This window comes from Mameliella sp. LZ-28 (assembly GCF_012274245.1).
GTDB lineage: Bacteria > Pseudomonadota > Alphaproteobacteria > Rhodobacterales > Rhodobacteraceae > Antarctobacter > Antarctobacter albus.
Map to the genome: position 1 here is coordinate 158,290 of NZ_JAANYX010000011.1, position 22,255 is coordinate 180,544.

25 protein-coding genes and 1 tRNA gene are annotated in these 22,255 nt (G+C 64.7%); 18 read left to right on the plus strand and 8 right to left on the minus strand.

What is annotated here, in order from left to right:
• Window position 1: 1 nt before the first annotated feature.
• On the plus strand, window positions 2-247 hold the full coding sequence (locus G9Q80_RS07335) for a DUF2798 domain-containing protein (RefSeq protein WP_074620981.1): 246 nt from the start codon (window positions 2-4) through the stop codon (window positions 245-247).
• A gap of 92 nt (window positions 248-339) precedes the next feature.
• On the opposite strand, the gene G9Q80_RS07340 is transcribed toward G9Q80_RS07335, so the two are convergent.
• Both G9Q80_RS07340 and G9Q80_RS07345 read right to left on the minus strand, forming a co-directional pair.
• Window positions 340-855: a HutD/Ves family protein gene (locus G9Q80_RS07340; RefSeq protein ID WP_157903763.1), complete on the minus strand. Its 516-nt coding sequence runs from the start codon at window positions 853-855 to the stop codon at window positions 340-342.
• 41 nt (window positions 856-896) lie between these two features.
• Window positions 897-1,883, minus strand: coding sequence for a membrane dipeptidase (locus G9Q80_RS07345; protein ID WP_088713867.1), 987 nt, complete (start codon window positions 1,881-1,883; stop codon window positions 897-899).
• A 100-nt stretch (window positions 1,884-1,983) separates the two neighbouring features.
• On the opposite strand from G9Q80_RS07345, the gene G9Q80_RS07350 reads away from it, so the two are divergent.
• The 4 genes from G9Q80_RS07350 (at window position 1,984) to G9Q80_RS07365 (ending at window position 6,404) form a co-directional block, all read left to right on the plus strand.
• Window positions 1,984-2,886, plus strand: coding sequence for a LysR family transcriptional regulator (locus G9Q80_RS07350; protein WP_088668565.1), 903 nt, complete (start codon window positions 1,984-1,986; stop codon window positions 2,884-2,886).
• Window positions 2,887-3,009: 123 nt separating this feature from the next.
• Window positions 3,010-4,023, plus strand: coding sequence for a TAXI family TRAP transporter solute-binding subunit (locus tag G9Q80_RS07355; RefSeq protein WP_157903762.1), 1,014 nt, complete (start codon window positions 3,010-3,012; stop codon window positions 4,021-4,023).
• Between the two features lie 3 nt (window positions 4,024-4,026).
• Window positions 4,027-5,934 (plus strand): TRAP transporter permease, encoded by a 1,908-nt coding sequence (locus tag G9Q80_RS07360; RefSeq protein ID WP_088713866.1) that lies wholly within the window; start codon window positions 4,027-4,029, stop codon window positions 5,932-5,934.
• On the plus strand, window positions 5,931-6,404 hold the full coding sequence (locus tag G9Q80_RS07365; protein ID WP_157903761.1) for a RidA family protein: 474 nt from the start codon (window positions 5,931-5,933) through the stop codon (window positions 6,402-6,404). Before G9Q80_RS07360 ends, G9Q80_RS07365 begins: the two co-directional genes overlap by 4 nt.
• A 510-nt stretch (window positions 6,405-6,914) precedes the next feature.
• Here the strand turns inward: G9Q80_RS07365 and G9Q80_RS07370 are convergent.
• Window positions 6,915-7,004 (minus strand) — tRNA-Ser (locus G9Q80_RS07370).
• 201 nt (window positions 7,005-7,205) lie between these two features.
• On the opposite strand from G9Q80_RS07370, the gene G9Q80_RS07375 reads away from it, so the two are divergent.
• From G9Q80_RS07375 to G9Q80_RS07405, 7 genes are all read left to right on the plus strand, one after another.
• Complete coding sequence (locus G9Q80_RS07375) at window positions 7,206-8,060, plus strand: DUF2059 domain-containing protein (protein WP_088713864.1); 855 nt, start codon at window positions 7,206-7,208, stop codon at window positions 8,058-8,060.
• A 199-nt stretch (window positions 8,061-8,259) separates the two neighbouring features.
• Window positions 8,260-8,847, plus strand: a complete 588-nt coding sequence (locus G9Q80_RS07380) for a 50S ribosomal protein L21 (protein ID WP_088713863.1) — start codon at window positions 8,260-8,262, stop codon at window positions 8,845-8,847.
• A 21-nt stretch (window positions 8,848-8,868) separates the two neighbouring features.
• Window positions 8,869-9,138 carry a 50S ribosomal protein L27 gene (gene rpmA, locus G9Q80_RS07385; protein WP_043138588.1) on the plus strand — a complete coding sequence of 90 codons (270 nt, stop codon included), beginning with the start codon at window positions 8,869-8,871 and terminating at the stop codon, window positions 9,136-9,138.
• 184 nt (window positions 9,139-9,322) lie between these two features.
• A complete protein-coding gene (locus tag G9Q80_RS07390) occupies window positions 9,323-9,862 on the plus strand; it encodes a GNAT family N-acetyltransferase (protein ID WP_069208919.1) in 540 nt (179 codons plus the stop codon).
• Window positions 9,863-9,940: 78 nt separating this feature from the next.
• Window positions 9,941-10,981, plus strand: coding sequence for a GTPase ObgE (gene obgE, locus G9Q80_RS07395; protein WP_043138594.1), 1,041 nt, complete (start codon window positions 9,941-9,943; stop codon window positions 10,979-10,981).
• Complete coding sequence (gene proB / locus G9Q80_RS07400; RefSeq protein ID WP_088713862.1) at window positions 10,969-12,075, plus strand: glutamate 5-kinase; 1,107 nt, start codon at window positions 10,969-10,971, stop codon at window positions 12,073-12,075. Before obgE ends, proB begins: the two co-directional genes overlap by 13 nt.
• 72 nt (window positions 12,076-12,147) lie before the next feature.
• Window positions 12,148-13,413 (plus strand): glutamate-5-semialdehyde dehydrogenase, encoded by a 1,266-nt coding sequence (locus G9Q80_RS07405; protein ID WP_088713861.1) that lies wholly within the window; start codon window positions 12,148-12,150, stop codon window positions 13,411-13,413.
• 21 nt (window positions 13,414-13,434) lie between these two features.
• Here G9Q80_RS07405 and G9Q80_RS07410 read toward each other — a convergent pair whose 3' ends face one another.
• Window positions 13,435-14,040 (minus strand): histidine phosphotransferase family protein, encoded by a 606-nt coding sequence (locus G9Q80_RS07410; RefSeq protein WP_210426165.1) that lies wholly within the window; start codon window positions 14,038-14,040, stop codon window positions 13,435-13,437.
• Between the two features lie 28 nt (window positions 14,041-14,068).
• Between G9Q80_RS07410 and G9Q80_RS07415 the strand changes: the two genes are divergently transcribed.
• The 3 genes from G9Q80_RS07415 to olsA all read left to right on the plus strand — a co-directional run bounded on the left by G9Q80_RS07415 (window position 14,069) and on the right by olsA (window position 15,995).
• Window positions 14,069-14,251, plus strand: coding sequence for a DUF3553 domain-containing protein (locus tag G9Q80_RS07415; RefSeq protein WP_043138605.1), 183 nt, complete (start codon window positions 14,069-14,071; stop codon window positions 14,249-14,251).
• Between the two features lie 120 nt (window positions 14,252-14,371).
• Complete coding sequence (gene olsB / locus G9Q80_RS07420) at window positions 14,372-15,130, plus strand: L-ornithine N(alpha)-acyltransferase (RefSeq protein ID WP_088714142.1); 759 nt, start codon at window positions 14,372-14,374, stop codon at window positions 15,128-15,130.
• A gap of 7 nt (window positions 15,131-15,137) precedes the next feature.
• On the plus strand, window positions 15,138-15,995 hold the full coding sequence (gene olsA, locus G9Q80_RS07425; RefSeq protein WP_088713860.1) for a lyso-ornithine lipid O-acyltransferase: 858 nt from the start codon (window positions 15,138-15,140) through the stop codon (window positions 15,993-15,995).
• 149 nt (window positions 15,996-16,144) lie between these two features.
• On the opposite strand, the gene G9Q80_RS07430 is transcribed toward olsA, so the two are convergent.
• Window positions 16,145-16,771 carry a thiamine phosphate synthase gene (locus tag G9Q80_RS07430; RefSeq protein WP_043138610.1) on the minus strand — a complete coding sequence of 209 codons (627 nt, stop codon included), beginning with the start codon at window positions 16,769-16,771 and terminating at the stop codon, window positions 16,145-16,147.
• Window positions 16,772-16,904: 133 nt separating this feature from the next.
• Here G9Q80_RS07430 and G9Q80_RS07435 point away from each other — a divergent pair, with 133 nt between their 5' ends.
• A complete protein-coding gene (locus G9Q80_RS07435) occupies window positions 16,905-17,654 on the plus strand; it encodes an RNA methyltransferase (protein ID WP_043138612.1) in 750 nt (249 codons plus the stop codon).
• Window positions 17,655-17,725: 71 nt separating this feature from the next.
• On the opposite strand, the gene G9Q80_RS07440 is transcribed toward G9Q80_RS07435, so the two are convergent.
• From G9Q80_RS07440 to G9Q80_RS07450, 3 genes are all read right to left on the minus strand, one after another.
• On the minus strand, window positions 17,726-18,097 hold the full coding sequence (locus G9Q80_RS07440) for an SH3 domain-containing protein (protein ID WP_043138614.1): 372 nt from the start codon (window positions 18,095-18,097) through the stop codon (window positions 17,726-17,728).
• A gap of 244 nt (window positions 18,098-18,341) precedes the next feature.
• On the minus strand, window positions 18,342-18,662 hold the full coding sequence (locus tag G9Q80_RS07445) for an SH3 domain-containing protein (protein ID WP_088713859.1): 321 nt from the start codon (window positions 18,660-18,662) through the stop codon (window positions 18,342-18,344).
• Window positions 18,663-18,944: 282 nt separating this feature from the next.
• On the minus strand, window positions 18,945-19,295 hold the full coding sequence (locus G9Q80_RS07450) for an SH3 domain-containing protein (protein ID WP_069208912.1): 351 nt from the start codon (window positions 19,293-19,295) through the stop codon (window positions 18,945-18,947).
• Between the two features lie 212 nt (window positions 19,296-19,507).
• On the opposite strand from G9Q80_RS07450, the gene ctaA reads away from it, so the two are divergent.
• Together ctaA and G9Q80_RS07460 are read left to right on the plus strand one after the other, a co-directional pair.
• Window positions 19,508-20,653, plus strand: coding sequence for a heme A synthase (gene ctaA, locus G9Q80_RS07455; RefSeq protein WP_088713858.1), 1,146 nt, complete (start codon window positions 19,508-19,510; stop codon window positions 20,651-20,653).
• Window positions 20,654-22,129 carry a carboxypeptidase M32 gene (locus G9Q80_RS07460; protein WP_088713857.1) on the plus strand — a complete coding sequence of 492 codons (1,476 nt, stop codon included), beginning with the start codon at window positions 20,654-20,656 and terminating at the stop codon, window positions 22,127-22,129. It begins immediately after the preceding gene.
• Window positions 22,130-22,255: the final 126 nt, after the last annotated feature.

A 22,255-nucleotide genomic window follows, 5' to 3' on the forward strand; every position in this document is an offset into this window, starting at 1 on the left:
AATGATGTATCGTCAGCGCCTTCAACGCCTTTCAGGCTCTCTGGTCATGTCGACCTTCATGTCCGCCGCGCTATCGGGCGTGTTCAGCCTGCTGGAATTCGGACTCTCGATCCAGTGGCTGCAGGTTTGGGGGCAAAGCATCCTGATTGCCTTGCCGATCGCGTTCTCGCTGGACATGGTGTTCGGAGACAAGCTGCGCTTTCTGTCGAGCAAACTGGCGGATAAGGCAGCAAGTGTTTGGCCGTGACGCATGAAGGCCCGAAGGGTCAGGCGCGCCTCCCGGCCTGGCGTTCCTGCGGCCCGCGCGCCTCTCCACTCAATGCCATCGGCCGGAAAAGGTCAGGCGGGCTGCAGGACCACAGATACCAGGGTTGCCTCTCCGGTGAGATGTGTCTCCGCCGGAATGTCCCTCACAAGGGTCTTCGCGCTGATCGAGGTGCTTGGGGACGTGGCAATTGCACAGTCACCGGCTACACAGAATATCGCGCTTGGGGAGTTTCCCGTCCTGGCGCCGCCGTTCAGCCGCATGACCGAGACCTGCGCCGCAAGACGCGCAGGGTCGAAGAACAGGTTCAGATAGCGGACAGGGCCGTTCACCAAACGCCCTTTGATTTGCCGGTCTCCGTCGATGCGGCTCGGGACGAGGGGCGCAATCTCGCGCCAATTGTCCGTGCCAGCTTCCGTGATCCTGGTGCCCTGGCCTTCGATCACGGTGCTGATCCGCACGAGGCCGGGAAAGACCGAATACGGGCCATCGCGTTCGACGATGGCCGTACTCAAACGCCAGAGCAGGCCGCCGTCGCGGGTTTCCGCGCAAATCTCGGAGGTGGTGCCGCCTCCGTTGCGCCATGCCATTTCCGTCCAGTCGTCGGGACCGATGAGCTGTAGAGCCTGGCTCATGTGGCGGGCCCGAAACTCTCGTCGTAGAACCGGAGCCAGTTCCCACCGATGACACCAGAGATGTTCTCGTCCGAAAAACCGACGCGGCGCAGGCCCGTCTCGAGGTTGGCAAAGTCCCGATTGTCCCGGAACCACTCCGGTTGCGGCGGGAAGCCGGCGGCAGAGGCAGATCCTTCGCCATAGTCCATTTCACGGGTCCAGCGGCCCACGCGCATCCATTCCACCACACTGTCCGGTTGATCCTGGCACAGGTCGCTGCCAATCCCGATGTGTTCAGGACCCATGAGGTCCGCGGTGCGCGCCACCATTTCGCAGAAATCGTCGAGCGTGCAGTCGCTGCCACCCTTCAGGTGATGGGGGTAGAGCGAAAAGCCCAGCATGCCGCCACTTTGCGCCAGCGCCCGCAGCACATCGTCGGACTTGTTGCGCTTGGCGGGATGCCATGCCGAGGGGTTGGCATGGGTGATCGCGATGGGGCGGTCCGAAATCTCGATCGCTTCCAGCGTCGAACGGTCGGCGGAATGCGACATGTCCACCACCAGTCCGGTTCGGTTCATTTCCTTGATGACCTGCCGGCCCATCCGGGTGATGCCGGGGTCGTCAGCCTCGTAACAGCCCGTCGCCAGCAGTGATTGGTTGTTGTAGCTGAGCTGCATGAAGCGCACGCCCAGGTCGTGCAGGATCTCGACCAGGCCGATGTCGGCCTCGATGGGGGCAGGGGTCTGAAGGCCAAGGAAAATCGCCGTGCGCTCCGTTTCCCGGGCCCGACGCACGTCATCCCCGGTGCGTCCCTTGAAAATCAGGTCGCTGTGACGCTGAAAGCGCAGGTTCCAGTCCGCGATGTTCGCGGCGGTGGCGCGGAAATCCTCGTGGTAGGCAATGGTGACATGCACTGCGTCCAGGCCGCCTTCGCGCATCTGGTCAAAGATTTTCGGAGACCAATTGGCGTATTGGAGGCAGTCGATCCGGTAAGTCTGGGGCATGGAACTCTCTAGTCTGCAAAGGTCATGCAACTATGGCGCGCCCGAGGGACTTCAGTCACACTCAATTATCTGAACTCAACTTAAGAATCGTTGAAGCTCTATGGCCATCAAGATCGAAATGCTTCGCTGTTTTGTCGCCGTCGCCGAGCATGGCAACCTGAATGATGCCGCGAACCGGTTGGGGCGTACGCCCTCGGCGGTGTCCATGTCGCTCAAGCAACTGACGGACCATCTGGGGGCGCCGCTGTTCGAAAGCGACCGCAAGAACCGTCTTACCACACTGGGGCAACTGGTCCTGACCGAGGCCCGTGCGGGGACGGCGCAATTCGACCGCTGTATCGATTCCATCGTGCAGATGACGCAGGCCCGCAGCGGTATCGTAAGGGTCGGCGCGGTTCCCTCGGTGACGACGGCGATCCTGCCGGACGTGGTGCAAACCTTCGTTCATGACCGCCCGGACGTGGTGATCCAGGTGCGGGACATGGATTCCGGCACGGTCCAGCGCGAGGTCGAGCTGGGGCGCATCGACATTGGCATAGGATCCTGCCGGGGGCCGACAGGTGCGCTGAGGCGGGTCGTCCTGTTCTCGGAACCCTTCGGAGTGATCTGCGCGGTCGATCATCCGCTTGCGGCCGCGACGGCGCCGCTGTCCTGGGAAGAATTGGCCAAGGTGCCTGTCATCTCGAACGCATCCGGCGACGTGATCGAGAACGCGGCCTTCCGGGCCATCGACGAGGCGGCAAACCTGCGCATCCGCAACACGGCCTCCGTTCTGGGCATGGTCAGGGCAGGGGTTGGCGTGACGGTCCTGCCGCGGCTCGCGATCGAGGGGCTGGGGCCGGGACTGGTTTTTGTCGCGCTGGCCGATCCGACAGCCCGCCGCCACGTCGAGATCATGACCCGCGCCCAGTCTGAAATGGTCCCGGTCGCCAGTGCCTTCGAGAAGGCGGTGATCGAGGGGATCGAGCGCGCCAAGCGCGAAGATCGGATCATTCCCAGCTGACTTCAGGAATTCTGAAGTTGAGGACATAAGTTTTTAATTGATTGAAGCGGCGCCTCCGCGTCTCCTGTGTCCAATACCTTCGGCCGCACGGGCGATCCCGTGCTTGTGATGATGGAGACCAAAATGACCGACACACTCACCCGCCGCAGATTGCTTGCCACGGCGGCCGCCGCGCTGCCTCTTGCTGCGATGCCGCGGCTGGCTGCTGCCCAGGCGCCGGATTTCCTGACCATCGGCGGCGGCCCTTCGGGCGGCGTCTTTGGCATCGTCGGAACCGGCGTGGCCGACATCCTGTCCCGGGTCTTTCCCTCGTCGATCATCGATGTCCAGCCCGGCGGCTCCGGCCCGAACCTCCTGCGGGTGCGGGATGGCAAGGCGGATCTTGGCATCACCTCGGCCAACAACGCCCTGGACGCATGGGAAGGTCGCGACCCGGCCACTCCGGACCGTCCGGTGCAGAACGCGCGCGGCCTGATGAACATCATGCAAAGTGCCATCCAGATCTGGGTGGATGCCGACAGCGACATTCGCTCGCTCGACGATCTGCGCGGCAAGCAGGTCAGCGCCGGCCAGCCGGGGCAGACCTCGTGGCTTGCCTTTGAAAACCTGTTGGCCGCAGCCGGCATGACCACCGACGACATCGAGGCTGACGGCGGCAAGCTGCACCCGCTCAGCTGGAGCGAGTCCCACGAGGCGCTGCGCAATGGCCAGCTGGACGCGGTCATGTGGCTGTCGCTCTGGCCGCATCCGACGGTGATGCAGAACGAAACCGTGCGCAAGATGCGGGCGCTGTCCTTCGACTCGGCGGTTCTGGACAAGTTCATGGCAGACAGCGGCGCCGGGTTCGAGCGCGTGACCCTGCCCGCAGGACTGTTCGAAGGGCAGGATGTGCCGGCCGAGACGGTGGGCACCAACACGATCCTTTTCGCCTCGGCGGACATGCCGGACGACACGGCCTATGCCATCGTCAAGCAGCTTTGGGAAAACCTCGATGATTTCAAGGCGGTGCACTCGCTTCTTGGGAATATCTCCAAGGAAACGGTGGGCCGCGGCATGATCATCCCGCTGCATCCCGGCGCCAAGGCCTATTTCGAAGAGATGGGCATCCCTTACTCTGAATCGTCGCTGGGAGCCTGACACATGACGGAGGTCGCGGCAGGTCCGGATCAGGGGAAAGGCTACAGGAACGGTGCGATCACCGTCCTGGCCCTGGTCATGATTGCATTTCACCTTGCCGCGGCCTCGCCGTTCTGGCTGGCGCCGAACCTGGTGTTGCGGGCCGCTCATGCCTTGATGGCGGTCATCGTGATCCTCTTGCTGATGCCCGCCGCCCGACACCGGGCGGGGGTCTTCGTCGATGTGGTTCTGGGGGGCTTGGCGGTGGTCTCGCTGGGCTACGCTGTCCTGTTCGAACCGTCGATCGTGGTCCGACCTCCCTGGACACAGGACGCCACGCCGGTCGAAGTGTTCGTGGCGCTCAGCGCCCTGGTCGTCGTGCTGGAAGCGACGCGGCGCGCGCTTGGCATGGCCATCGTCTGGCTTTGCCTGATCTTCATCGCCTATGCCTTCGTCGGCCCGGACCTGAGGTTCGTGAGCTGGCTGCGTCCGCTGGCGCATGGCGGCGTCGGGTTGAGCGAATTCGTCGACCAGATGTACTTCAGCTTCGAGGGCATCTTCGGCACAGCCCTTGGCGTGTCGGCGGAATATATCTTTCTTTTCGTGATGTTCGGCGCCGTGCTTCAAGTTGCCGGTGGCGGTGATTTCTTCATCACCATCACGCGCGCCATGACCGGGCAGACGCGGGGCGGGCCGGCCAAGATCGCCGTCGTGGCCAGCGGCCTCATGGGCATGATGTCCGGCAGTTCCGTGGCCAACGTGGCCACGACAGGTTCGCTGACCATCCCGATGATGCTCAAGCTGGGCTACCCTCGGCGGTTCGCTGGCGCGGTCGAGGCCATCGCCTCCACCGGGGGCCAGATCACGCCGCCGATCATGGGGGCCGCCGCCTTTCTCATGGCCGCGATCCTGGGCATTCCCTATCTCGAGGTGGTTGCCGCCGCGCTGTTGCCTGCGGTGCTGTTCTACGTTGCCTTGCTGCTGGCCGTGCACCTGGCCTCTCTCAAGCTGGACCTGCAGCCGCTGGCCAAGGCCGAGGCAGGGTCGACCCGCCGCGTGCTGGCCTCCGGCTGGACCTTCCTGATCCCGGTCGTCTTGTTGGTCACCCTGATGTTGCAGGGCTATTCGCCGGGGTACAGCGCCTTTTTCGGGGTCCTGGCGGCGATCGTCGTGCCCTATTTGCGGCCCTCCACCTTTATCGGCTGGCGCCAGTTGGTTGCCGGTGTCCGCCTGGGTGTCGAAGGCGCGGCCGTGGTCGCCGTCGCCTGTGCCTCGGCCGGGATCATCGTCGGGATCGTCCAGATCTCGGGGCTTGGGTTCAAGTTCAGCTCGGTGGTGACAGGGTTTGCCGGCGGGTCTCTGGATGTGGCGCTGGTTCTGGCGATGATCGCGGCCTTCATCTTTGGCATGGGGATGCCGACGACAGCGGCCTATATCGTGCAGGCCACGCTGGTTGCGCCTGCCCTGACGAAACTGGGGGCCGATCCGCTGGCCGCGCATATGTTCGTCTTCTACTACGCCGTGCTTGGCCAGATCACGCCACCGCTGGCCGTGGCCGCCTATGCCGCGGCGCCGATAGCCGGTGAAAAGGCCAGCCGGGTCGGCTGGACCGCCTTCCTGATCGGCCTGCCGATCTACATCGTGCCGTTCATGTTCGTTTCGAACACCGTGCTCCTGACCCCCGAGGGGTCGCTGGACCTGATCTACACTCTGGGCCGCTCTGTCCTGGCGGTCGGCGCCCTCTCGGCGGTCGTGATCGGCTGGCTGTTCGGCGCGCGGCTGTCGATCGTGGCGCGGGCAGGGCTGGTCGGCACGGCAATCCTGATGGTGCACCCGGGCGGATGGACATCACTCACGGGGCTAGTCCTGCTGGCCGGGGTCTATGGCCTCCAGCGTCGCAGCCTGCACATGAAAGAAAGCCTTTCCCAATGAGTCAAAACGTCGTTCTGCCTGACCCCATCGGGACCGAATACCAATACGTCATGGCCGCACGGCACGGTCGTGTCATCCTGCTGGCCAGCCAGATCCCGAAGACCGATCCCAGGACGATCCATGCTTCGGGCCGGTGCGGAGAAGCGGTCGACATGGAGACCGCTTGCGAAAGTGCGCGGCTCGCGGCCGGGCAGGTTCTGGCCTGGCTTGCAAAGGAGCGCCGACCCGACGAGGAGGTCGACCGCGTGTTGCGCTTGCAGGTCTATGTTGCCGTCGGGGATGACGGTTTCGACATCTCCACCGTGGCCGATGCCGCATCCGAGAGGATCATTGCCGCGCTGGGGCAGGCGGGACGGCACCCCAGGACGGTCCTCGGAGTCAGTCGCCTGCCACGAAATGCGCCGGTGATGCTGGAGGCGACGGTTGCCCTGAAAGCTGTCGAGCCGGGGGACAAGGCTCGGGGCCCATAGACACCGATCATGCTTGCCCGCAGGGACTGGCGCGGGAGGTGCCTCTAATTGCCCGCGCCCACCCCTCAAAGCCGTCCGGTTCGGGGTCTAAGATCGTGCGGTATAATCGATAGACGACGTTGGCCAATATCGTGATGTCTGGTGTCTTTCGAAGACCATCAGGGCCCAAGCGGTTTTGGAACGGTCTGCCGGCCCCTCCGAAAAGCAGCAACACTCCTTCGCGGGTCAAATCGGCAGACAGCCGATGGATCCCTGCGGAACCAGCGGTGTGAAAGATCCCGGCTCCGTCGCCAACCGGCAAGTCGAACCCGGCGCGCGCCCCTGTCGGGCAGCGACATCGTCACCAGATGCAAGACTACAGCATCCAGACTTGATCCGCGCGCACATGCCAGCGCGTCGGACGCGGTGCATGTTGCTTCACGCCGTTTTCAAGCGCATATGGGATGACGGGCAGAGTGGCGGCCTTGGCCACGGACTTCCCAAATTTCACATCAATTATTAAATTGTTAGTGGCGGAGAGACAGGGATTCGAACCCTGGGTCCCCGTGAAGGGACAACGGTTTTCGAGACCGCCCCGTTCGACCACTCCGGCACCTCTCCGCGGGGGTCTGGGTAGAGGGGCGTTTAGACAATTCCCCAGCGGGGCGCAACAGCCAAATCACAAGTTTTTCCGATGCCGGTGAAAGAGCACGGGGATGTCGTGATCGTGACGGCGTCAACCCGCCCGCACCGCGCGCAACAGTTGTTGTGGACGCGGCTCTGCTCTACCACTGAAAGGGCTCAGACCCGCGCGAGGACAGAATGACCACAACCGCCCCGATTTCGAATGCCCTGACGGCCCGGCGAACGATCCCGGCGCTGCTGGCGTGGCTCACCTGCCTCTGTCTGGCGTTGCCACTGCGGGCCGAGCCGATCGACGAACTGGCCGAGTCGCTGCAGATCGATGCCATGATCGAGGTCATGCGCGTCGAGGGCATGGCCTATGGTGCGGAGCTGGCCGAAGAGATGATCCCCGGCGGCAGCAATTCTGCCTGGCAGGCGTTGCTGGACCAGATCTATGACGCGGAGAAGATGCGCACGATTGTCCGCCACGGCTTTGCCGAGGTCATCGAGGATAGCGACCCGGCGCCGCTGATCGCTTTCTTCTCGTCCGACCTGGGGCAGAAGATCATTACGCTGGAACTGGAAGCGCGGCGCGCCATGATCGATGATGCGGTCGAAGAGGCCGCGCGCCAGGCCTATCTCGAGGTCAAGGGCAGCGAAGATCCGCGCCTGGACCAGTTGCGCCGTTTCGTCGATGTCAACGACCTGCTTGAAACCAACGTGACCGGCGCGCTGAATGCCTCGTTCCGCTTCTACTCGGGACTGGTCGACGGGGGCGGCCTGCAATTGGCCGAGGGCGATATCCTGGCCGATGTCTGGAGCCAGGAGGAAGAGACCCGCGAGGACACGCGCGAATGGCTGTTCGCCTACCTTCTGCTCGCCTATGAACCGCTGGAGGACGAGGAACTGGAAGCCTACATTGCCCTGTCCGAAACCACGCAGGGGAAGGCGCTGAACCGCGCGCTCTTTGCCGGGTTCAACGCGATGTACGACGAGATTTCCTATGCCCTGGGGCTGGCCGCCTCGCGACAGATGCAGCAGCAGGATCTCTGAGGCCGGCTGACGCAACAATGCCTTGACAACCACGGGCTTTGCGGACCATAAGCCGCGCACGACAGGACGGGGCTTTTGGCCCCGCCTTTTGTTTTTGTTCAACGATCGTCCGCAAGGACGCGCAGTTCGAGGCGGGGCAGGGCCCTGGAAACTCCGGATGACGGGGCCACAGAACGCGGCAGAAAAGGAAAGACGCACCATGTTCGCGGTGATGAAAACCGGCGGCAAACAGTACAAGGTCCAGTCGGGCGATACGCTCCGGGTGGAAAAGCTGGCCGCAGACGCGGGTGAAACCGTGCAGTTCAACGACATCCTGATGCTGGGTGGCGACACCACCGTCGTCGGCGCGCCCTTCGTGGCAGGCGCCGCCGTGCAGGCCGAGGTCATCGACCAGGTCAAGGGTGACAAGCTGATCCACTTCGTCAAGCGCCGCCGCAAGCACAGCTCGCAGCGCACCAAGGGCCACCGCCAGCAGTTGACGCTGGTCCGCGTGACCGAGATCCTCGCCGAAGGCGCGGACGCCACGGGCGTCAAGGCAGCCCTGGGCGCCGGTTCGGCCCCGAAGGCAGCGGCCCCGGCCGTAGCCCCCAAGGCAGCAGCAGCCCCCGCAGCGGTTGAATCCGGCGACGACCTGACCCAGATCACTGGTGTGGGCCCCGCAGTCGCCAAGAAACTGGCCGAGGCCGGTATCACCACTTTCGCCCAGCTGGCGACCGTGGACCCCGAAACCTTCGAGGCCACCAAGGTCAAGCCCGAGTGGGTCGAACAGGCCAAGACCCTGGCCTGAGTCAGTTAAGGAGAGAAACGAATGGCACATAAAAAAGCAGGCGGTTCCTCCCGCAACGGTCGCGACTCTGCCGGACGCCGTCTTGGCGTCAAGCTGTACGGCGGTCAGGCCGCGATCCCGGGCAACATCATCGTGCGTCAGCGCGGCACCAAGTTCTGGCCGGGCGAAGGCGTGGGCATGGGCAAGGATCACACCATCTTTGCAACCGCCGAAGGCGCCGTGACCTTCCGCAAGGGCCTCAAGGGCCGTACCTTCATTTCGGTCCTGCCGGTGGCGGAAGCCGCGGAATAACGCCGAGATCAGTGTCACGGAAACGGACAGGGGATCGGCGGCACCGCCGGTCCCTTTCGCTGTTTTCGGGTGACTGTTCCCCAGGCCCGGCAACGGGTCCCCGGATCGGCCATGCCAATGACAAATTGATCTGCCATCAACCCGGCAGAGCCGATCCCGTCCACTGCACGAGAGGAGAGTGCACATGGGCCTTGATGCAACTCACGACCAGCCCGTCGTAAGGACCGACCGGTTCGATCTGCGCCCCGTGCGCCGATCCGATATCGGGCTGATGGAGCTTTACACCGGCGACGAACGCGTCGCCCGGATGACGACCTCCATCCCGCACCCGTTGCCGCCGGGCGCGGCAGAGGCCTTTGTCACCCGTGTCACCGCGCCCGACCGGCAAGAGGACGTCTGGGCGATGGATGCCACCAAGGTGGGCGGCTCCGAGCTCATGGGCGTGATCGCGCTGGAGCGGATGGATCGCAACCAGTCCGAGGTCGGCTACTGGGTGGCGCCTGCCTTCTGGAACACGGGCCTTGCATCGGAGGCCGTCCGCGCCCTGGTCGAAGCCAACCCGATGGGCAATGCGACGATGTTCGCCAGCGTTTTCCAGGACAATGCCGCTTCGGCACGGGTGCTGGTGAATTGCGGATTCGAATACATCGGCGATGCCGAAGCCTATTCCGTGGCCCGCCAGGCCAAGGTCCCAACCTGGACATATATCTGCAAGCTGGCCTGAGGCATCGAGCAAGGCCTGCTTGAGCGCCGGGGGAAACCCCGGTAAACCGCCGCCTGTCTCACGCCGAAAGCCCCAATCATGAAATTCCTCGATCTCTGCAAGGTCTACATCCGCTCCGGTTCCGGCGGGAACGGCTGTGTCAGTTTCCGCCGCGAAAAATTCATCGAGTACGGCGGGCCGGACGGGGGCGACGGCGGCCGCGGCGGCTCTGTCTGGGCCGAGGCGGTCGACGGGCTGAACACGCTCATCGACTTCCGCTATCAACAGCATTGGTTTGCCCAGAACGGCCAGGCCGGCAAGGGGCAGAACCGTACCGGCGCCGATGGTGACGACATCTTGCTGCGGGTGCCCGTGGGCACCGAGATCCTCGAAGAGGACGAGGAAACCGTGGTGGCCGACCTGACCGAACTGGGTCAGCGGGTGCAACTGGCCAAGGGCGGCAACGGCGGCTGGGGCAACCTGCGTTTCAAGACCGCCACCAACCAGGCACCGCGCAATGCCAACCCGGGCCAGGACGGGGTGGAACGGACCCTCTGGCTGCGGCTGAAACTGATCGCGGACGTGGGTCTGCTGGGCCTGCCCAATGCCGGCAAAAGCACCTTTCTGGCGGCAACATCCAACGCCCGGCCAAAGATCGCGGACTATCCGTTTACCACGCTGCACCCGAACCTCGGCGTCGTCTCTGTCGACAACACGGAATTTGTCGTGGCCGATATTCCCGGCCTGATCGAGGGCGCGCACGAGGGCCGGGGGCTTGGCGACATCTTTCTGGGCCATGTCGAACGTAGCGCGGTTCTGCTGCATCTGGTCGATGGCACATCGGGCAGCCTGATCGAGGATTACCAGACCATCTGCAACGAGCTGGATGCCTATGGCGCTGGCCTGTCCGACAAGCCCCGCGTGACCGTCCTGAACAAGATCGACGCGCTGGATGCCGAGGAACGCGAATTCCTGAAGGAGGAACTCGAGGCGGTGGGGGCCGAAAACGTCATGCTCATGTCCGGGGCCTCTGGCGAGGGCGTGACCGAGGTTCTGCGTGCCCTGCGTCCGCATGTCGAGGCGCGCCGCGCGGCAGATCGGCCCGCGGACCCCGAGGAGGACGGGACATGGCAGCCCTGACCGAGGCGCGCCGGGTTGTCATAAAAATCGGCTCGGCCCTTCTGGTGGATCGCGACACCGGCGACCTGCGCCGCAGCTGGCTGGATGCCATTGCCGAGGATATCGCTGCACTGAAGGCGCGCGATGCCGACGTGGTGCTGGTGTCGTCCGGGTCGATTGCGCTGGGGCGGGGCATCCTGCAGCTGCCACCCACGGTTCTGCCCCTCGAACAGTCGCAGGCCGCTGCCGCCGTGGGCCAGATCCACCTGGCCCGCGCCTGGCAAGAGGCGTTGGCGCCGCACGGGCTGACCACGGCTCAGGTGCTGGTGACGCTGGAAGATAGCGCCGACCGCCGCCGCTACCTGAACTCGCGGGCGACCCTGGAAACCCTGTTGGGGTTCGGCGCCGTGCCCATCGTGAATGAAAACGACACGGTGGCCACGGATGAGATCCGCTATGGCGACAATGACCGGCTGGCGGCACAGGTAGCCGTGACCGTGGGTGCCGACCTGCTGGTGCTGCTGTCGGATGTGGACGGGCTTTATACCGGCAATCCGAACAGCGATCCGGACGCACAACGGCTTGAAACCGTGTCGGAAATCACGCCCGAGATCGAGGCGATGGCGGGCGACGCCGGCTCTGGCCTGTCCAAGGGCGGCATGAAGACCAAGGTCATGGCGGCCAAGACGGCGACCGCCTCGGGCTGTGCCATGATCATCATGCATGGCGCCGAACTGCATCCGCTGCAACGCCTGATCGATGGCGCGCCTTCGACCCTGTTCACCCCGCATCTCGACCCGCACGCGGCGCGCAAACGCTGGATCGCGGCGATGAAACCGCAGGGCACGCTGCGCGTCGACGAGGGCGCGGCGCAGGCGCTGGCCTCTGGCAAGTCGCTGTTGCCCGCCGGGTTGCGCGCGGTCGAAGGCGATTTCGGACGCGGCGAGCCGGTGACGATCCGGACACTGAGCGGCCTGACCCTGGGCCAGGGGCTGACCCGCTACACGGCCTCCGAGGCACGGGCCATCGCCGGGCACCACAGCCGCGACATCGAGGGCATCCTGGGCTATCCAGGCCGCGCCGTGCTGATCCACCGCGATGACATGGCGGTGTGACGGGTTTCTTTGACCCGTGCCGCCGATCTCACTACTAAAGACGCAGACACTTCTGGCCAGAGGGTTCTTCCCATGAAAGATCTCGAGAACATTCCCGCCCTGATGCAGGACATCGGTGAAAAGGCGCGTGCCGCCGCTGCGGAGCTGGCCTTTGCCCCAGCCGAGGCCAAGCGCAAGGCGTTGGAGATCGCGGCGGACAAGCTGTGGGAGGCGCGTGCGCAGGTGATCGAGGCCAACGCCCGCGATCTCGACTTCGGTGCCGAGAAAGGTCTCAGCAAGGCCATGATGGACCGGCTGATGCTGGATGAGGCGCGCATCCAGGGGATCTGTGACAGCCTGCGGTCCGTCGCGGCGCAGGACGATCCCGTGGGCAAGGTCATCGAGGAATGGGACCGCCCCACGGGCCTTCACATCCAGCGGGTGCGCACGCCGCTTGGCGTCGTCGGCGTGATCTATGAATCGCGGCCCAACGTGACGGCGGATGCCGGCGCGCTCTGCCTCAAGGCGGGCAACGCGGTGATCCTGCGCGGCGGGTCCGAGAGCTTTCATTCCTCGGGCGCGATCCATGCCTGCCTGGTCGAGGGGCTGCGCGCCGCCGGTCTGCCGGACGCCGCAATCCAGCTGGTGCCGACGCGTGACCGTGCGGCTGTCAGCGAGATGTTGAAGATGACCGATTACATCGACGTGATCGTGCCGCGCGGCGGCAAGGGGCTGGTCGGGCTGGTGCAGCGCGAGGCGCGGGTGCCGGTCTTTGCCCACCTCGAGGGGATCGTGCACATCTACATCGACAAGGAGGCCGATCCGGTCAAGGCGCTGTCGGTCGTGCGCAATGCCAAGACCCGACGCACCGGTATCTGTGGTGCCGCCGAATGCCTGCTGATCCACCGCGACGTGGCCGAGACCATTGGCCAGGGCGTGATCCGGGCCCTGCTGGAGGCTGGGGTGGAAGTGCGTGCCGATGCAAACCTGCAGAACATCCCGGGCACCGTTCCGGCCGGGGCCGAGGACTGGGGCCAGGAATACCTCGACAGCATCATCGCCGCACGGGTCGTCGAGGACATCGACGAGGCCATCGCCCATATCCGCAAGTACGGGTCGAATCACACCGACGCCATCCTGACCGAGGATGACGCGGCAGCAGCGCGTTTCTTTGAACGGCTCGATTCGGCGATCCTGATGCGCAATGCCTCGACCCAGTTCGCCGATGGCGGAGAGTTCGGCATGGGCGCGGAGATCGGCATTGCCACCGGCAAGATGCACGCGCGCGGCCCGGTGGGGGCCGAGCAGCTGACCAGCTTCAAGTACCTGGTGACCGGGGACGGGACGGTGCGGGCCTGAGGCCCGCACCTGCGCGAATGGTCAGGCGATCTTGATCGTGATGGAATCGTCGGCCGGGGTGGCATAGATTTTCTGCCCCGCCGCCTCTGCCTGGATCGGCAAGAGCACGAAATGCACACGGTCGGCGCCCGGCCAGTCGGAAGGCGCATTGCCATTCAGGTGATCCCAGTGCCGGGGGTCCGCGGCGATGCGCGGTCCGGTGGCCTGCAAGGTCCAGCCCGCCGCGTCGCGATCGACACGCAACGTACCCCCATGCGGCAGCGCGCTTTCGCAGCAGAGATAGGCGAGGAAGGCCAGTTGCACCTGGATCCGGGGCAGGTCCTCCTGCGGGGTCCAGTCCACCTGCAGCTTGCCGCCCTTGCCCAGGGCCTTCAGGGTGGACGCGATCTCTCGCCGGCCCATCATCTGTTGTTCACCGGCCTGGCCAAAGGCGACACGAAAGAAGCGGATGCGCGCCGCCGCGCTTTCGCAACTGTCCTGGATCAGCGCCATTTCCGGGCTCAGGTCGGTTGGCCCCGCAAGGGCGATCAGCTCCAGCCCGTTCTGGATGGCGCCGATGGGACTGATAAGATCGTGGCACAGCCGCGAACCGACCAGGGCTGCGAGGTGGGCGTGGGACTGGGACATGGCAATCTCCGATCTGGAGGATACAGGAATGAAAGAACTCAACTCGTTACTCGAACCCGGAATGCTGGTGCGGCATCCCGAACAGCCCGACTGGGGCACAGGGCAGGTGCAGTCCAACATCGGGGGCCGGATCACCGTCAACTTTCGGGAACAGGGCAAGGTCGTGCTGGACAGTGCCCGGGTCTCGCTGCTCCCCGTTCATGATGGTTAACCTAGTCGGCCACAGGTTGATGAATGGTTAACCAAGGTTAGGTCGTGACCGCAAGCGTTGCACTTGCTGGCCCGCTTGCCTATGACCGACCGGCAGGTCCGACCGCAGCGCTTGGGAGAGATGACAGTGACAGAGGCCTTCTCGGTCCGGCTGGCGAAAGATGCCGAGGATATCGCCGCGGCACAGCGCCTGCGCTACGATGTCTTCGTGACGGAACTGGGCGGCGACGGAGCGCTGGTCGACCACGAGGCGCGGCTGGAACGCGACCGGTTCGATCCCTTCTTCGATCATCTCCTGGTCTGCGATGACAGCAAGGGCGGTGCCGTGGTTGGTGTCTATCGCCTGTTGCGTGATGATCAGGCCGCCGTGGCCGGACAATTCTATTCCGAGGACGAATACGATCTGACCGCCCTCAGGACCAGCGGCCGCCGCCTGCTGGAGTTGGGCCGGTCCTGCCTGCATCGTGATTACCGGGGTGGGGCCGCCATGTTCCACCTCTGGCAGGGATTGGCGGGTTACGTCCTCGACCACGGGATCGAGGTTCTCTTTGGTGTTGCCAGTTTCCACGGGACGGACGTGGACAAGCTGGCCGAGCCGCTCTCTCTCTTGCATCACCGTCACCTGGCGCCGCCCGAGCTGCGCCCGAGGGCGCGTGCGTTCCAGTCGATGAACCTGCTGGCAGAGGACCAGATCGACCGCCGCCGCGCCATGTTGCAGGTGCCGGCGCTGATCAAGGCCTACCTGCGGCTGGGAGGATGCGTGGGCGAGGGCGCCTTTGTCGATCAATCCTTCAACACCGTGGATGTCTGCCTGGTGATGGACACCGCGCGGATGACAGATCGCCAGCGCGCGCTCTATACCCAGGAACGCGCCACGTGAGGCGGCCATGAGCCAGACCTGGAACGGCGCCGAGGAGCCGGACTGGCCCCCGATCGACGCCCGTGGCTGGCTGCGCGTCGCCTGGCGCGCACCGCTCATGGCGCTGGTGATCTTCGGGTGCCTGGCACTGCTCTTGCTGGTGCGGCTGGTCGAAAGGCCGCTGTGCGGGACCGGGCGTCCCGTGACGCCGCATATCACCCGTTTTGTCTGTCGCACTGTCCTGCTGATCATGGGATTACCGGTCGAGATGCGCGGGCAACGCATGAAGGGGCCGGGCGCCATCGTGGCCAACCACACGTCATGGCTTGATATTTTCGTGCTGAACAGCCGCAAGACGATCTACTTTGTCTCAAAGGCAGAGGTGGCGGCCTGGCCCGGGATCGGCTGGCTGGCGCGGGCGACGGGCACGCTGTTCATCAATCGCGACCGCCGAGAGGCGCAGGCGCAGACGCAGGCATTCGAGGACCGGTTGCTGAACGGGCACCGGCTGCTGTTCTTTCCAGAGGGCACTTCGACCGACGGGCTGCGGGTGCTGCCCTTCAAGACGACGCTGTTCGCGGCCTTCTATTCGGAACGCCTGCATCACCGCTTGCAGGTGCAGCCGGTGAGCGTGGTCTATCATCCGCCGCAGGGGGCGCACCCCCGGTTCTATGGCTGGTGGGGCGACATGGATTTCGGGGCCTCGCTGCTCCGCATTCTAGCGGCACCGCGACAGGGCCACGTGGTGCTGAACTACCATCCGCCGGTCCGAGTGGACGACTTCGCCAACCGCAAGAGCCTGGCGCACGCGCTGGAGATCCGGGTCCGCGAGGGGCACACGGCGGAACTGGGGCCTGTGGCGCCGGAGTTGCTTGGCAAAGAGTAAGACGGTCTCGGGGGACGTTCGGGACTCGGTCCCTTTCAGGGACCATCGCCCGCCCGCTACCCCTCGATTTGGGCCGTCGTTCTGCGGATGGCGGTCAGGGTTCCCGGGCTCTCCTGGACACAGATCCTGAGGGCGTCAATCGGGACGTGTCAGCCGCGCATGGCGTCGCGCAGGGACTGCAGGGCGGCCAGCGGATCTTCCTCGCGCCAGATTTCCTCGCCGATGGCAAAGAAATCCGTGACCGGGGCAAGACTGCGGACAAGTTCGGGCGTCAAGCCGCCTTCGGCAACGACGGGGACCTCGATCATCTCGGTCCACCATGCGAAGAGCTCGTGCTCGGCCACTTCGCCATCGCCCAATGCGCCCGAGACCGGGCCGAAGGCGACGTAATCGGCGCCGTGTTCGCCGGCGGTCATGCCGTCATGGCGCGACTGGTGGCACCAGGCGCCGACGATGGCATCCGGGCCGAGGGTCTTGCGCGCCGTGCGCACCGACCGGGCCCCGTCGACAAGGTGGACGCCGTCGAGGCCAAGCCGATCGGCCAGCATGACATGGGTGTCGATCACCAAAGCCACGTCGACCCGGTGCGCGACCTCGCGCACGGCATCCGCGGCGCGCATCAACCGGTCCTCGTCGCGGGTGGCCAGGCTCAGGCGCAGGCAGGCGGTCTCGACCTCGCCCAGCACGCGGGCCAGCCGGTCGGGAAATGTGCCCAGGTCGAACTCTGGCGGCGTGACCAGGTAGATCTGAGGGGCATCGGGATCTTGGGTCGTCATGGTGCTCTCCTGAACCGAAGGTCCTCATAACGCGGCTTTGCAGCCATTGCACCCGGGTTTTTCACCTCTCGCCAAGGCTTGCCCCCGGCGCTGAGGGGCATTACCCCTCCGCCGATCCGACGGAGAGAGCGACATGGCGACAGGCACCCCCCAACCGGCATTCGTGCTGGTGCGGCCCCAGATGGGCGAGAACATCGGCGCGGCGGCGCGGGCAATGTGGAATTTCGGCCTGGACCGGATGCGGATCGTCGATCCGCGCGACGGTTGGCCCAATTCCAAGGCGGTGGCCATGTCGAGCGGCGCCGGGCGCCTGCTGGACGAGGCGCAGCTGTCAGAGGATGTGCCGGGGGCGATCGGGGATTGTTCCTTCGTGCTGGCCACCACGGCCCGGCCCCGTGACCTGACCAAGACGATCTGGACCCCCGAGGCGGCGATGGCCGAATGCGCGCGCCGAATCGCGGGCGGCGAGAAAGTGGCGGTGATATTCGGCCCGGAACGCGCGGGGCTGGAAAACGAGGACATCGCTCCCTGCAACGGCATCATCTCGGTGCCGGTGAACCCCGAGTTTGCCTCGCTGAACCTTGCGCAATGTGTCCTGCTCTGTGCCTACGAATGGCGCCGGGCGAGCGCGGAGATGCCCGAAGTCGCAGAGTCCCTGGCCGGAACGGAACTGGCCCTGCAGCACGAGGTCGACCACCTGGCGCGCCACTACGAGGACCGGATGGAAGAGGCGGGGTTCTTCTTTCCGGCGCACAAGGCCGAGAGCATGAAGGTCAACCTGCGCAACATGTGGTCACGCCTGCCGCTGACCCGGGCCGAGGTGCAGATGCTGCACGGAATGATGCGCCAGGTGGTGCGCTGGAGAAACAAGAAAGCGGACTGATCCGTGGGGGATCAGTCCGCCAGAAGGCCGGGCCGGCCAGGGAGGACAACCGGCGCCGGGATGGGCCGCGGTCAGTAGTTGCCGCCGCCCGAGTAACCGCCGGAATAGCCACCCGAGTAGCCCTTCTTCTTGGGCGGCGTGTAGGTATTCTTCGGCGCGGTATAGGTGTTTTTCGGCGGGGTATAGGTGCAGGCGTAGTTCAGGATGTAGTCGCCATGCACCCAGTAGTACTGGCCCTGGTACTGGATCTGCACCCAGCCGTATTGCGTGTCATAGGTGTCAAGCGCGGTGCAGGGGCTGAAGGTGCCCACGACCGGGTAGTTCTGGCCCGGTCCGGTGCGGTAGTTCAGGTGGTTCTGGCCGACCCAGGCCTGCCCGGCCGAAGCGGCGGAGGCGGCGAGCGTTGCGGCGGCGACGGCAGCGGAGATGAGGAAGGTCTTCATGGGATAGGTCCTTTGGGGTCTATATTCTTCTGGCAAGAGCCGGTGATCGGAAATTCGTTAACCTGTGGACCCAAGATAAACCTTGCCCGCCCGGGCCATAAGTCAGGCATTCCTGACCGCCTTGCCGGCCTGGTCCGGACGCCCGTTGTCCCCGTAAACCAAAAGGACCGATCCGCGAGGGGATCGGTCCTGGGGAGGGGCGCCGGTCCGGGAGGAGGAGACCGACGCCAAGGGGAGGAAGGGATCAGTAGTTGTAGTAGTGGTTCTTCTGCTTGTGGCCCCAGGACTTCTTCTTCTTGGGCTGCCAGTGGCAGGAATGGTTGCTCAGGTACTTGGACGAAACCCAGTAGTAGTTGTGCTGGAACTTCACCTTGGCCCAGCCGTGCTTGTAGGCGACGATGTGGACCGGGGTGCAGGGATTGAAGACGCCAAGCACCTGGTAATGTGTGCTGGGACCCGAACGCGCGTTCAGGGGGGTCTTGCCGACCCAGGCCTGGGTGGCCGAAGCGGCCGAGGCGGTCATGGCGGTTGCGGCGACGATGGCGGAGAGAATGAGCTTTTTCATCGGTCTGGTCCTTTGAACTAAGTCTTTGATCTGTCGTGTTTGCTGGTCTTCGTGGTCGTCTTGTTCCGTGACACCAACCTATGACTTTCGCGGTGCGGGCATAAGTCAGGCATTCCTGACGGAGGTATTCCCGACCCTGTGGTGCAGCAGAAACCGGTTTCCAGGGACCCGGAGTGTGCGCAGTGATCGGAACAAGAAAAAACGGACCGATCCGTTGGGATCGGTCCGCGAGGGGAGGTGGCGCCGGCCAGGGAGGAGGAACCGGCGCCCGGGAGGAAGGGATCAGTAGTTGTAGTAGTGGTTCTTGTGGCCCCAGTGCTGCTTCTTGTGGCCCCAGTGCTGCTTTTTCGGGGTCCAGTGGCAGGCGTGGCCCTGCACGTAGTCGGCCTTCACCCAGTAGTAGTTGTGGTTGAAGTAGACTTTGTACCAGGTCGGGTTGCCATAGTAATCGCGGGTGAACTTCACCACATGCACCGGGGTGCAGGGCTTGAACACGCCCAGCTTGTGATACTGGACACCGGGGCCGGAACGGGCGTTCAGGTGGTTGTTGCCGATCCATGCCTGGGTGGCCGAGGCGGCCGAGGCGGTCATTGCAGTTGCGGCGACGATGGCGGAGAGAATGAGCTTTTTCATGGGTCTGGTCCTTTGGGTCGATGGTCTGGCGGGGTCTGGTGTCTTGGTGGTCGTCTTCGTTAACCTGTGCCCATAATTTACGGTTTGCCCCTGCATTTCATAAGTCAGGCATTCCTGACGGAGGTATTCCGGACCCCGCGACATGCCGCAGGGGGGCCGCTTGAAGGCCCCGGTCGGGCGCTCTACTGTCCGGTCAAAATGCGGAGGCTGGGATGGCAGAGAAACGCAAGCTGTTCGAGGAAGTGAGCGAGGGCACGCAGAAACCGGCGGCCCCGGCAGGCGGCATGATCGACGCGGGGAAACGCGGGGCGCGCGGTGCGGTGCGCCTCTGGCTGATGCTGCTTTTCCTGTTGGTGGTGGTGATGATCGCGGTCGGTGGGCTGACACGTTTGACGGATTCCGGCCTGTCGATCACCGAGTGGAAACCGATCACAGGGGCGCTGCCGCCGTTGAACGCAGCCGAGTGGGATGCCGAGTTCGAGAAATACAGGCAGATCCCCGAGTACCAGCTGCAGAACAAGGGCATGTCGCTGTCCGAGTTCAAGACGATCTATTGGTGGGAATGGGGTCATCGCCAACTTGGCCGGGTGATCGGCCTTGTCTGGGCCCTGGGCTTTTTCGGATTTCTTCTGGCCAAGGCAATCCCGCCGGGCTGGACAGGGCGGTTGCTGGGCCTGGGGGCCCTGGGTGGACTGCAGGGGGCCATCGGCTGGTGGATGGTGTCTTCGGGCCTGGGCGGCGAAATGCTGGACGTGGCCTCCTATCGCCTGGCAACGCACCTGGGGCTGGCCTTTGTCATCCTCGGGCTGATCGCCTGGTACGTCTATCACCTGACCTACGAGGAACGCGCCCTGATGCAGGCCCGGCGTAGCGCCGAGCCAAAGCTGTTCTCGATGGCAACGGGGCTGATGCATTTCGCCTTCCTGCAGATCCTGCTGGGCGCGCTGGTGGCCGGGATCGATGCGGGCCGCAGTTATAACGACTGGCCGCTGATGGGCGGCGAGGTCTTCCCCTCGAACGCCTTCGACTTCGAGCCGCTCTGGCGGAACTTCTTCGAAAATGCCGGGCTGGTGCAGTTCATGCACCGCGTCACGGGCTATCTGCTGTTTGCCTTCGGTGTCGTGGTCTGGCTGCGCGCGCGGCGGTCCGCCAACCGGGATACGCGCTTCCGGTTCAACGCTGTTTTTGCCGTCTTGTTCGTGCAGGTTGTGCTGGGTATCGTCACGGTTGTGTATGTCGCGCCCTGGCATATTGCCATCGTGCACCAGCTGGGGGCGGTGGCACTATTGGCACTGATATTGCGGGCGCGGTTTGCCGCGCGCTATCCCGCACCACAAAGCATAAGAGGCACGAGCTGAATGAGTGCATACGACGATTTGATGGCCTTCCAGCGCGACACCGAGGCGCTGGCGCAGGTCGCGGGCCGGTTGAGCTGGGACCAGGAAACCATGATGCCGCGCGGGGCGGCAGACCAGCGCAGCGATGAACGCGCCGCGATGGAGGCGATCCTGCACCAGCGTCGCACAGACCCGCGCATCGGGGACTGGCTGGCGGCGATCGCCGAGGAAAACCTCGATCCGGTCGCCCGCGCGCAACTGCGCCACATCCGGCGCAGCCATGACCGCAGCGTGCGTGTGCCCGAACGGCTTGCCTCGGAAATTGCCCGCATGGTCAGCCGCAGCCACGTGATCTGGGCCGAGGCGCGGGCGGATGACGATTTTGCGGCATTTGCCCCGGCGCTGAAAGAGGTCATCGCACTGAGGCAAGAGGAGGGCGCTGCGCTGGCCGCGGGTGGCGATGTCTATGACGCGCTGCTGGATGACTATGAACCCGGTGCCAAGGCCGCCGACCTGGAGGCGATGTTCGGCGCCCTGCGGCCCCGGCTGGTCGCGCTTCGCGAGGCCGTGCTGGCGAAACCGGCACCACAGGGCCTGTCCGGTGCCTTTGACGAGGCCGGGCAGATGAAACTGGCCCGCCTGCTGGCCAAGACCTTTGGCTATGACATGCGGCGGGGCAGGGTGGACAAGGCGGTGCACCCGTTCAGTTCCGGCTCGGGTGACGATGTGCGCATCACCACGCGCACCATGCCGCTGGAACCGTTCAACTGTTTCTACTCGACCATCCACGAGGTCGGCCACGGCAGCTATGAACAGAACATCGACCCGACCTACCGCCTGACGCCGCTGGGGGCGGGGGTCTCGATGGGGGTGCATGAAAGCCAGAGCCGGATCTACGAGAACCAGCTGGGCCGCTCGCGCGCCTTCACCGGCTGGCTCTATGGCCAGATGCGGGACACCTTCGGGGATATCGGCATCGCCGACGAAGACGGGTTCTATGCCGCGGTCAACAAGGTGCGCAACGGCTATATCCGGACCGAGGCGGACGAGCTGCAATACAACCTGCACGTCCTGTTGCGCTTTGACCTGGAACGGGCGCTGATTTCCGGCGACCTGCAGGTCGATGACCTGGAAACCGCTTGGAACGACCGTTTCCTGGCCGATTTCGGGTTCGCGGTGGACAAGCCCTCGGACGGGGTTCTGCAGGACGTGCACTGGTCCGCCGGTCTGTTCGGCTATTTCCCGACCTATTCGCTGGGCAATGTCTATGCAGGCTGCCTTTACAAGGCGCTGCGCGATGCCGTGCCCGGGCTGGACGGGCAATTGGCACAGGGCGATACCTCGGGCGCCACGGACTGGTTGCGAGACAACCTTCAGCAGCATGGCGGCCTCTACGCCCCGCGCGAGGTGATCGAGAAGGCCAGTGGCGCGGCGCCCTCAGAGGCGCCGCTGCTCGACTATCTCGAAGAGAAGTTCAGCGCCATCTACGGACTTTGATAAGGGCGCGCGCGGGTGTCTGCCGAGGCCCGCGCGTCCTGATCCAAGCCGCGCGTTTTTCCCGTTTCGGCCCCGGCTGTGCTTTGGCACGACAGGGATCGTTGAACCAGTCAGTGGAGTAACGAT

Excerpts from the sequence above, each read along its gene's own strand:
- rpmA (WP_043138588.1), top strand. The coding sequence starts at position 8,869 with ATGGCACATAAAAAAGCAGGCGGTTCCTCCCGCAACGGTCGCGACTCT.
- obgE (WP_043138594.1), top strand. The coding sequence starts at position 9,941 with ATGAAATTCCTCGATCTCTGCAAGGTCTACATCCGCTCCGGTTCCGGC.
- olsB (WP_088714142.1), top strand. The coding sequence starts at position 14,372 with ATGACAGTGACAGAGGCCTTCTCGGTCCGGCTGGCGAAAGATGCCGAG.
- G9Q80_RS07430 (WP_043138610.1), bottom strand. The coding sequence starts at position 16,771 with ATGACGACCCAAGATCCCGATGCCCCTCAGATCTACCTGGTCACGCCG.
- G9Q80_RS07440 (WP_043138614.1), bottom strand. The coding sequence starts at position 18,097 with ATGAAGACCTTCCTCATCTCCGCTGCCGTCGCCGCCGCAACGCTCGCC.
- proB (WP_088713862.1), top strand. The coding sequence starts at position 10,969 with ATGGCAGCCCTGACCGAGGCGCGCCGGGTTGTCATAAAAATCGGCTCG.
- G9Q80_RS07340 (WP_157903763.1), bottom strand. The coding sequence starts at position 855 with ATGGCATGGCGCAACGGAGGCGGCACCACCTCCGAGATTTGCGCGGAA.
- G9Q80_RS07450 (WP_069208912.1), bottom strand. The coding sequence starts at position 19,295 with ATGAAAAAGCTCATTCTCTCCGCCATCGTCGCCGCAACTGCAATGACC.
- G9Q80_RS07410 (WP_210426165.1), bottom strand. The coding sequence starts at position 14,040 with ATGTCCCAGTCCCACGCCCACCTCGCAGCCCTGGTCGGTTCGCGGCTG.
- G9Q80_RS07365 (WP_157903761.1), top strand. The coding sequence starts at position 5,931 with ATGAGTCAAAACGTCGTTCTGCCTGACCCCATCGGGACCGAATACCAA.
- G9Q80_RS07345 (WP_088713867.1), bottom strand. The coding sequence starts at position 1,883 with ATGCCCCAGACTTACCGGATCGACTGCCTCCAATACGCCAATTGGTCT.
- G9Q80_RS07390 (WP_069208919.1), top strand. The coding sequence starts at position 9,323 with ATGGGCCTTGATGCAACTCACGACCAGCCCGTCGTAAGGACCGACCGG.
- G9Q80_RS07375 (WP_088713864.1), top strand. The coding sequence starts at position 7,206 with ATGACCACAACCGCCCCGATTTCGAATGCCCTGACGGCCCGGCGAACG.
- G9Q80_RS07435 (WP_043138612.1), top strand. The coding sequence starts at position 16,905 with ATGGCGACAGGCACCCCCCAACCGGCATTCGTGCTGGTGCGGCCCCAG.
- G9Q80_RS07415 (WP_043138605.1), top strand. The coding sequence starts at position 14,069 with ATGAAAGAACTCAACTCGTTACTCGAACCCGGAATGCTGGTGCGGCAT.
- G9Q80_RS07380 (WP_088713863.1), top strand. The coding sequence starts at position 8,260 with ATGTTCGCGGTGATGAAAACCGGCGGCAAACAGTACAAGGTCCAGTCG.
- G9Q80_RS07405 (WP_088713861.1), top strand. The coding sequence starts at position 12,148 with ATGAAAGATCTCGAGAACATTCCCGCCCTGATGCAGGACATCGGTGAA.
- G9Q80_RS07360 (WP_088713866.1), top strand. The coding sequence starts at position 4,027 with ATGACGGAGGTCGCGGCAGGTCCGGATCAGGGGAAAGGCTACAGGAAC.
- G9Q80_RS07460 (WP_088713857.1), top strand. The coding sequence starts at position 20,654 with ATGAGTGCATACGACGATTTGATGGCCTTCCAGCGCGACACCGAGGCG.
- G9Q80_RS07335 (WP_074620981.1), top strand. The coding sequence starts at position 2 with ATGATGTATCGTCAGCGCCTTCAACGCCTTTCAGGCTCTCTGGTCATG.
- ctaA (WP_088713858.1), top strand. The coding sequence starts at position 19,508 with ATGGCAGAGAAACGCAAGCTGTTCGAGGAAGTGAGCGAGGGCACGCAG.
- G9Q80_RS07355 (WP_157903762.1), top strand. The coding sequence starts at position 3,010 with ATGACCGACACACTCACCCGCCGCAGATTGCTTGCCACGGCGGCCGCC.
- olsA (WP_088713860.1), top strand. The coding sequence starts at position 15,138 with ATGAGCCAGACCTGGAACGGCGCCGAGGAGCCGGACTGGCCCCCGATC.
- G9Q80_RS07350 (WP_088668565.1), top strand. The coding sequence starts at position 1,984 with ATGGCCATCAAGATCGAAATGCTTCGCTGTTTTGTCGCCGTCGCCGAG.
- G9Q80_RS07445 (WP_088713859.1), bottom strand. The coding sequence starts at position 18,662 with ATGAAAAAGCTCATTCTCTCCGCCATCGTCGCCGCAACCGCCATGACC.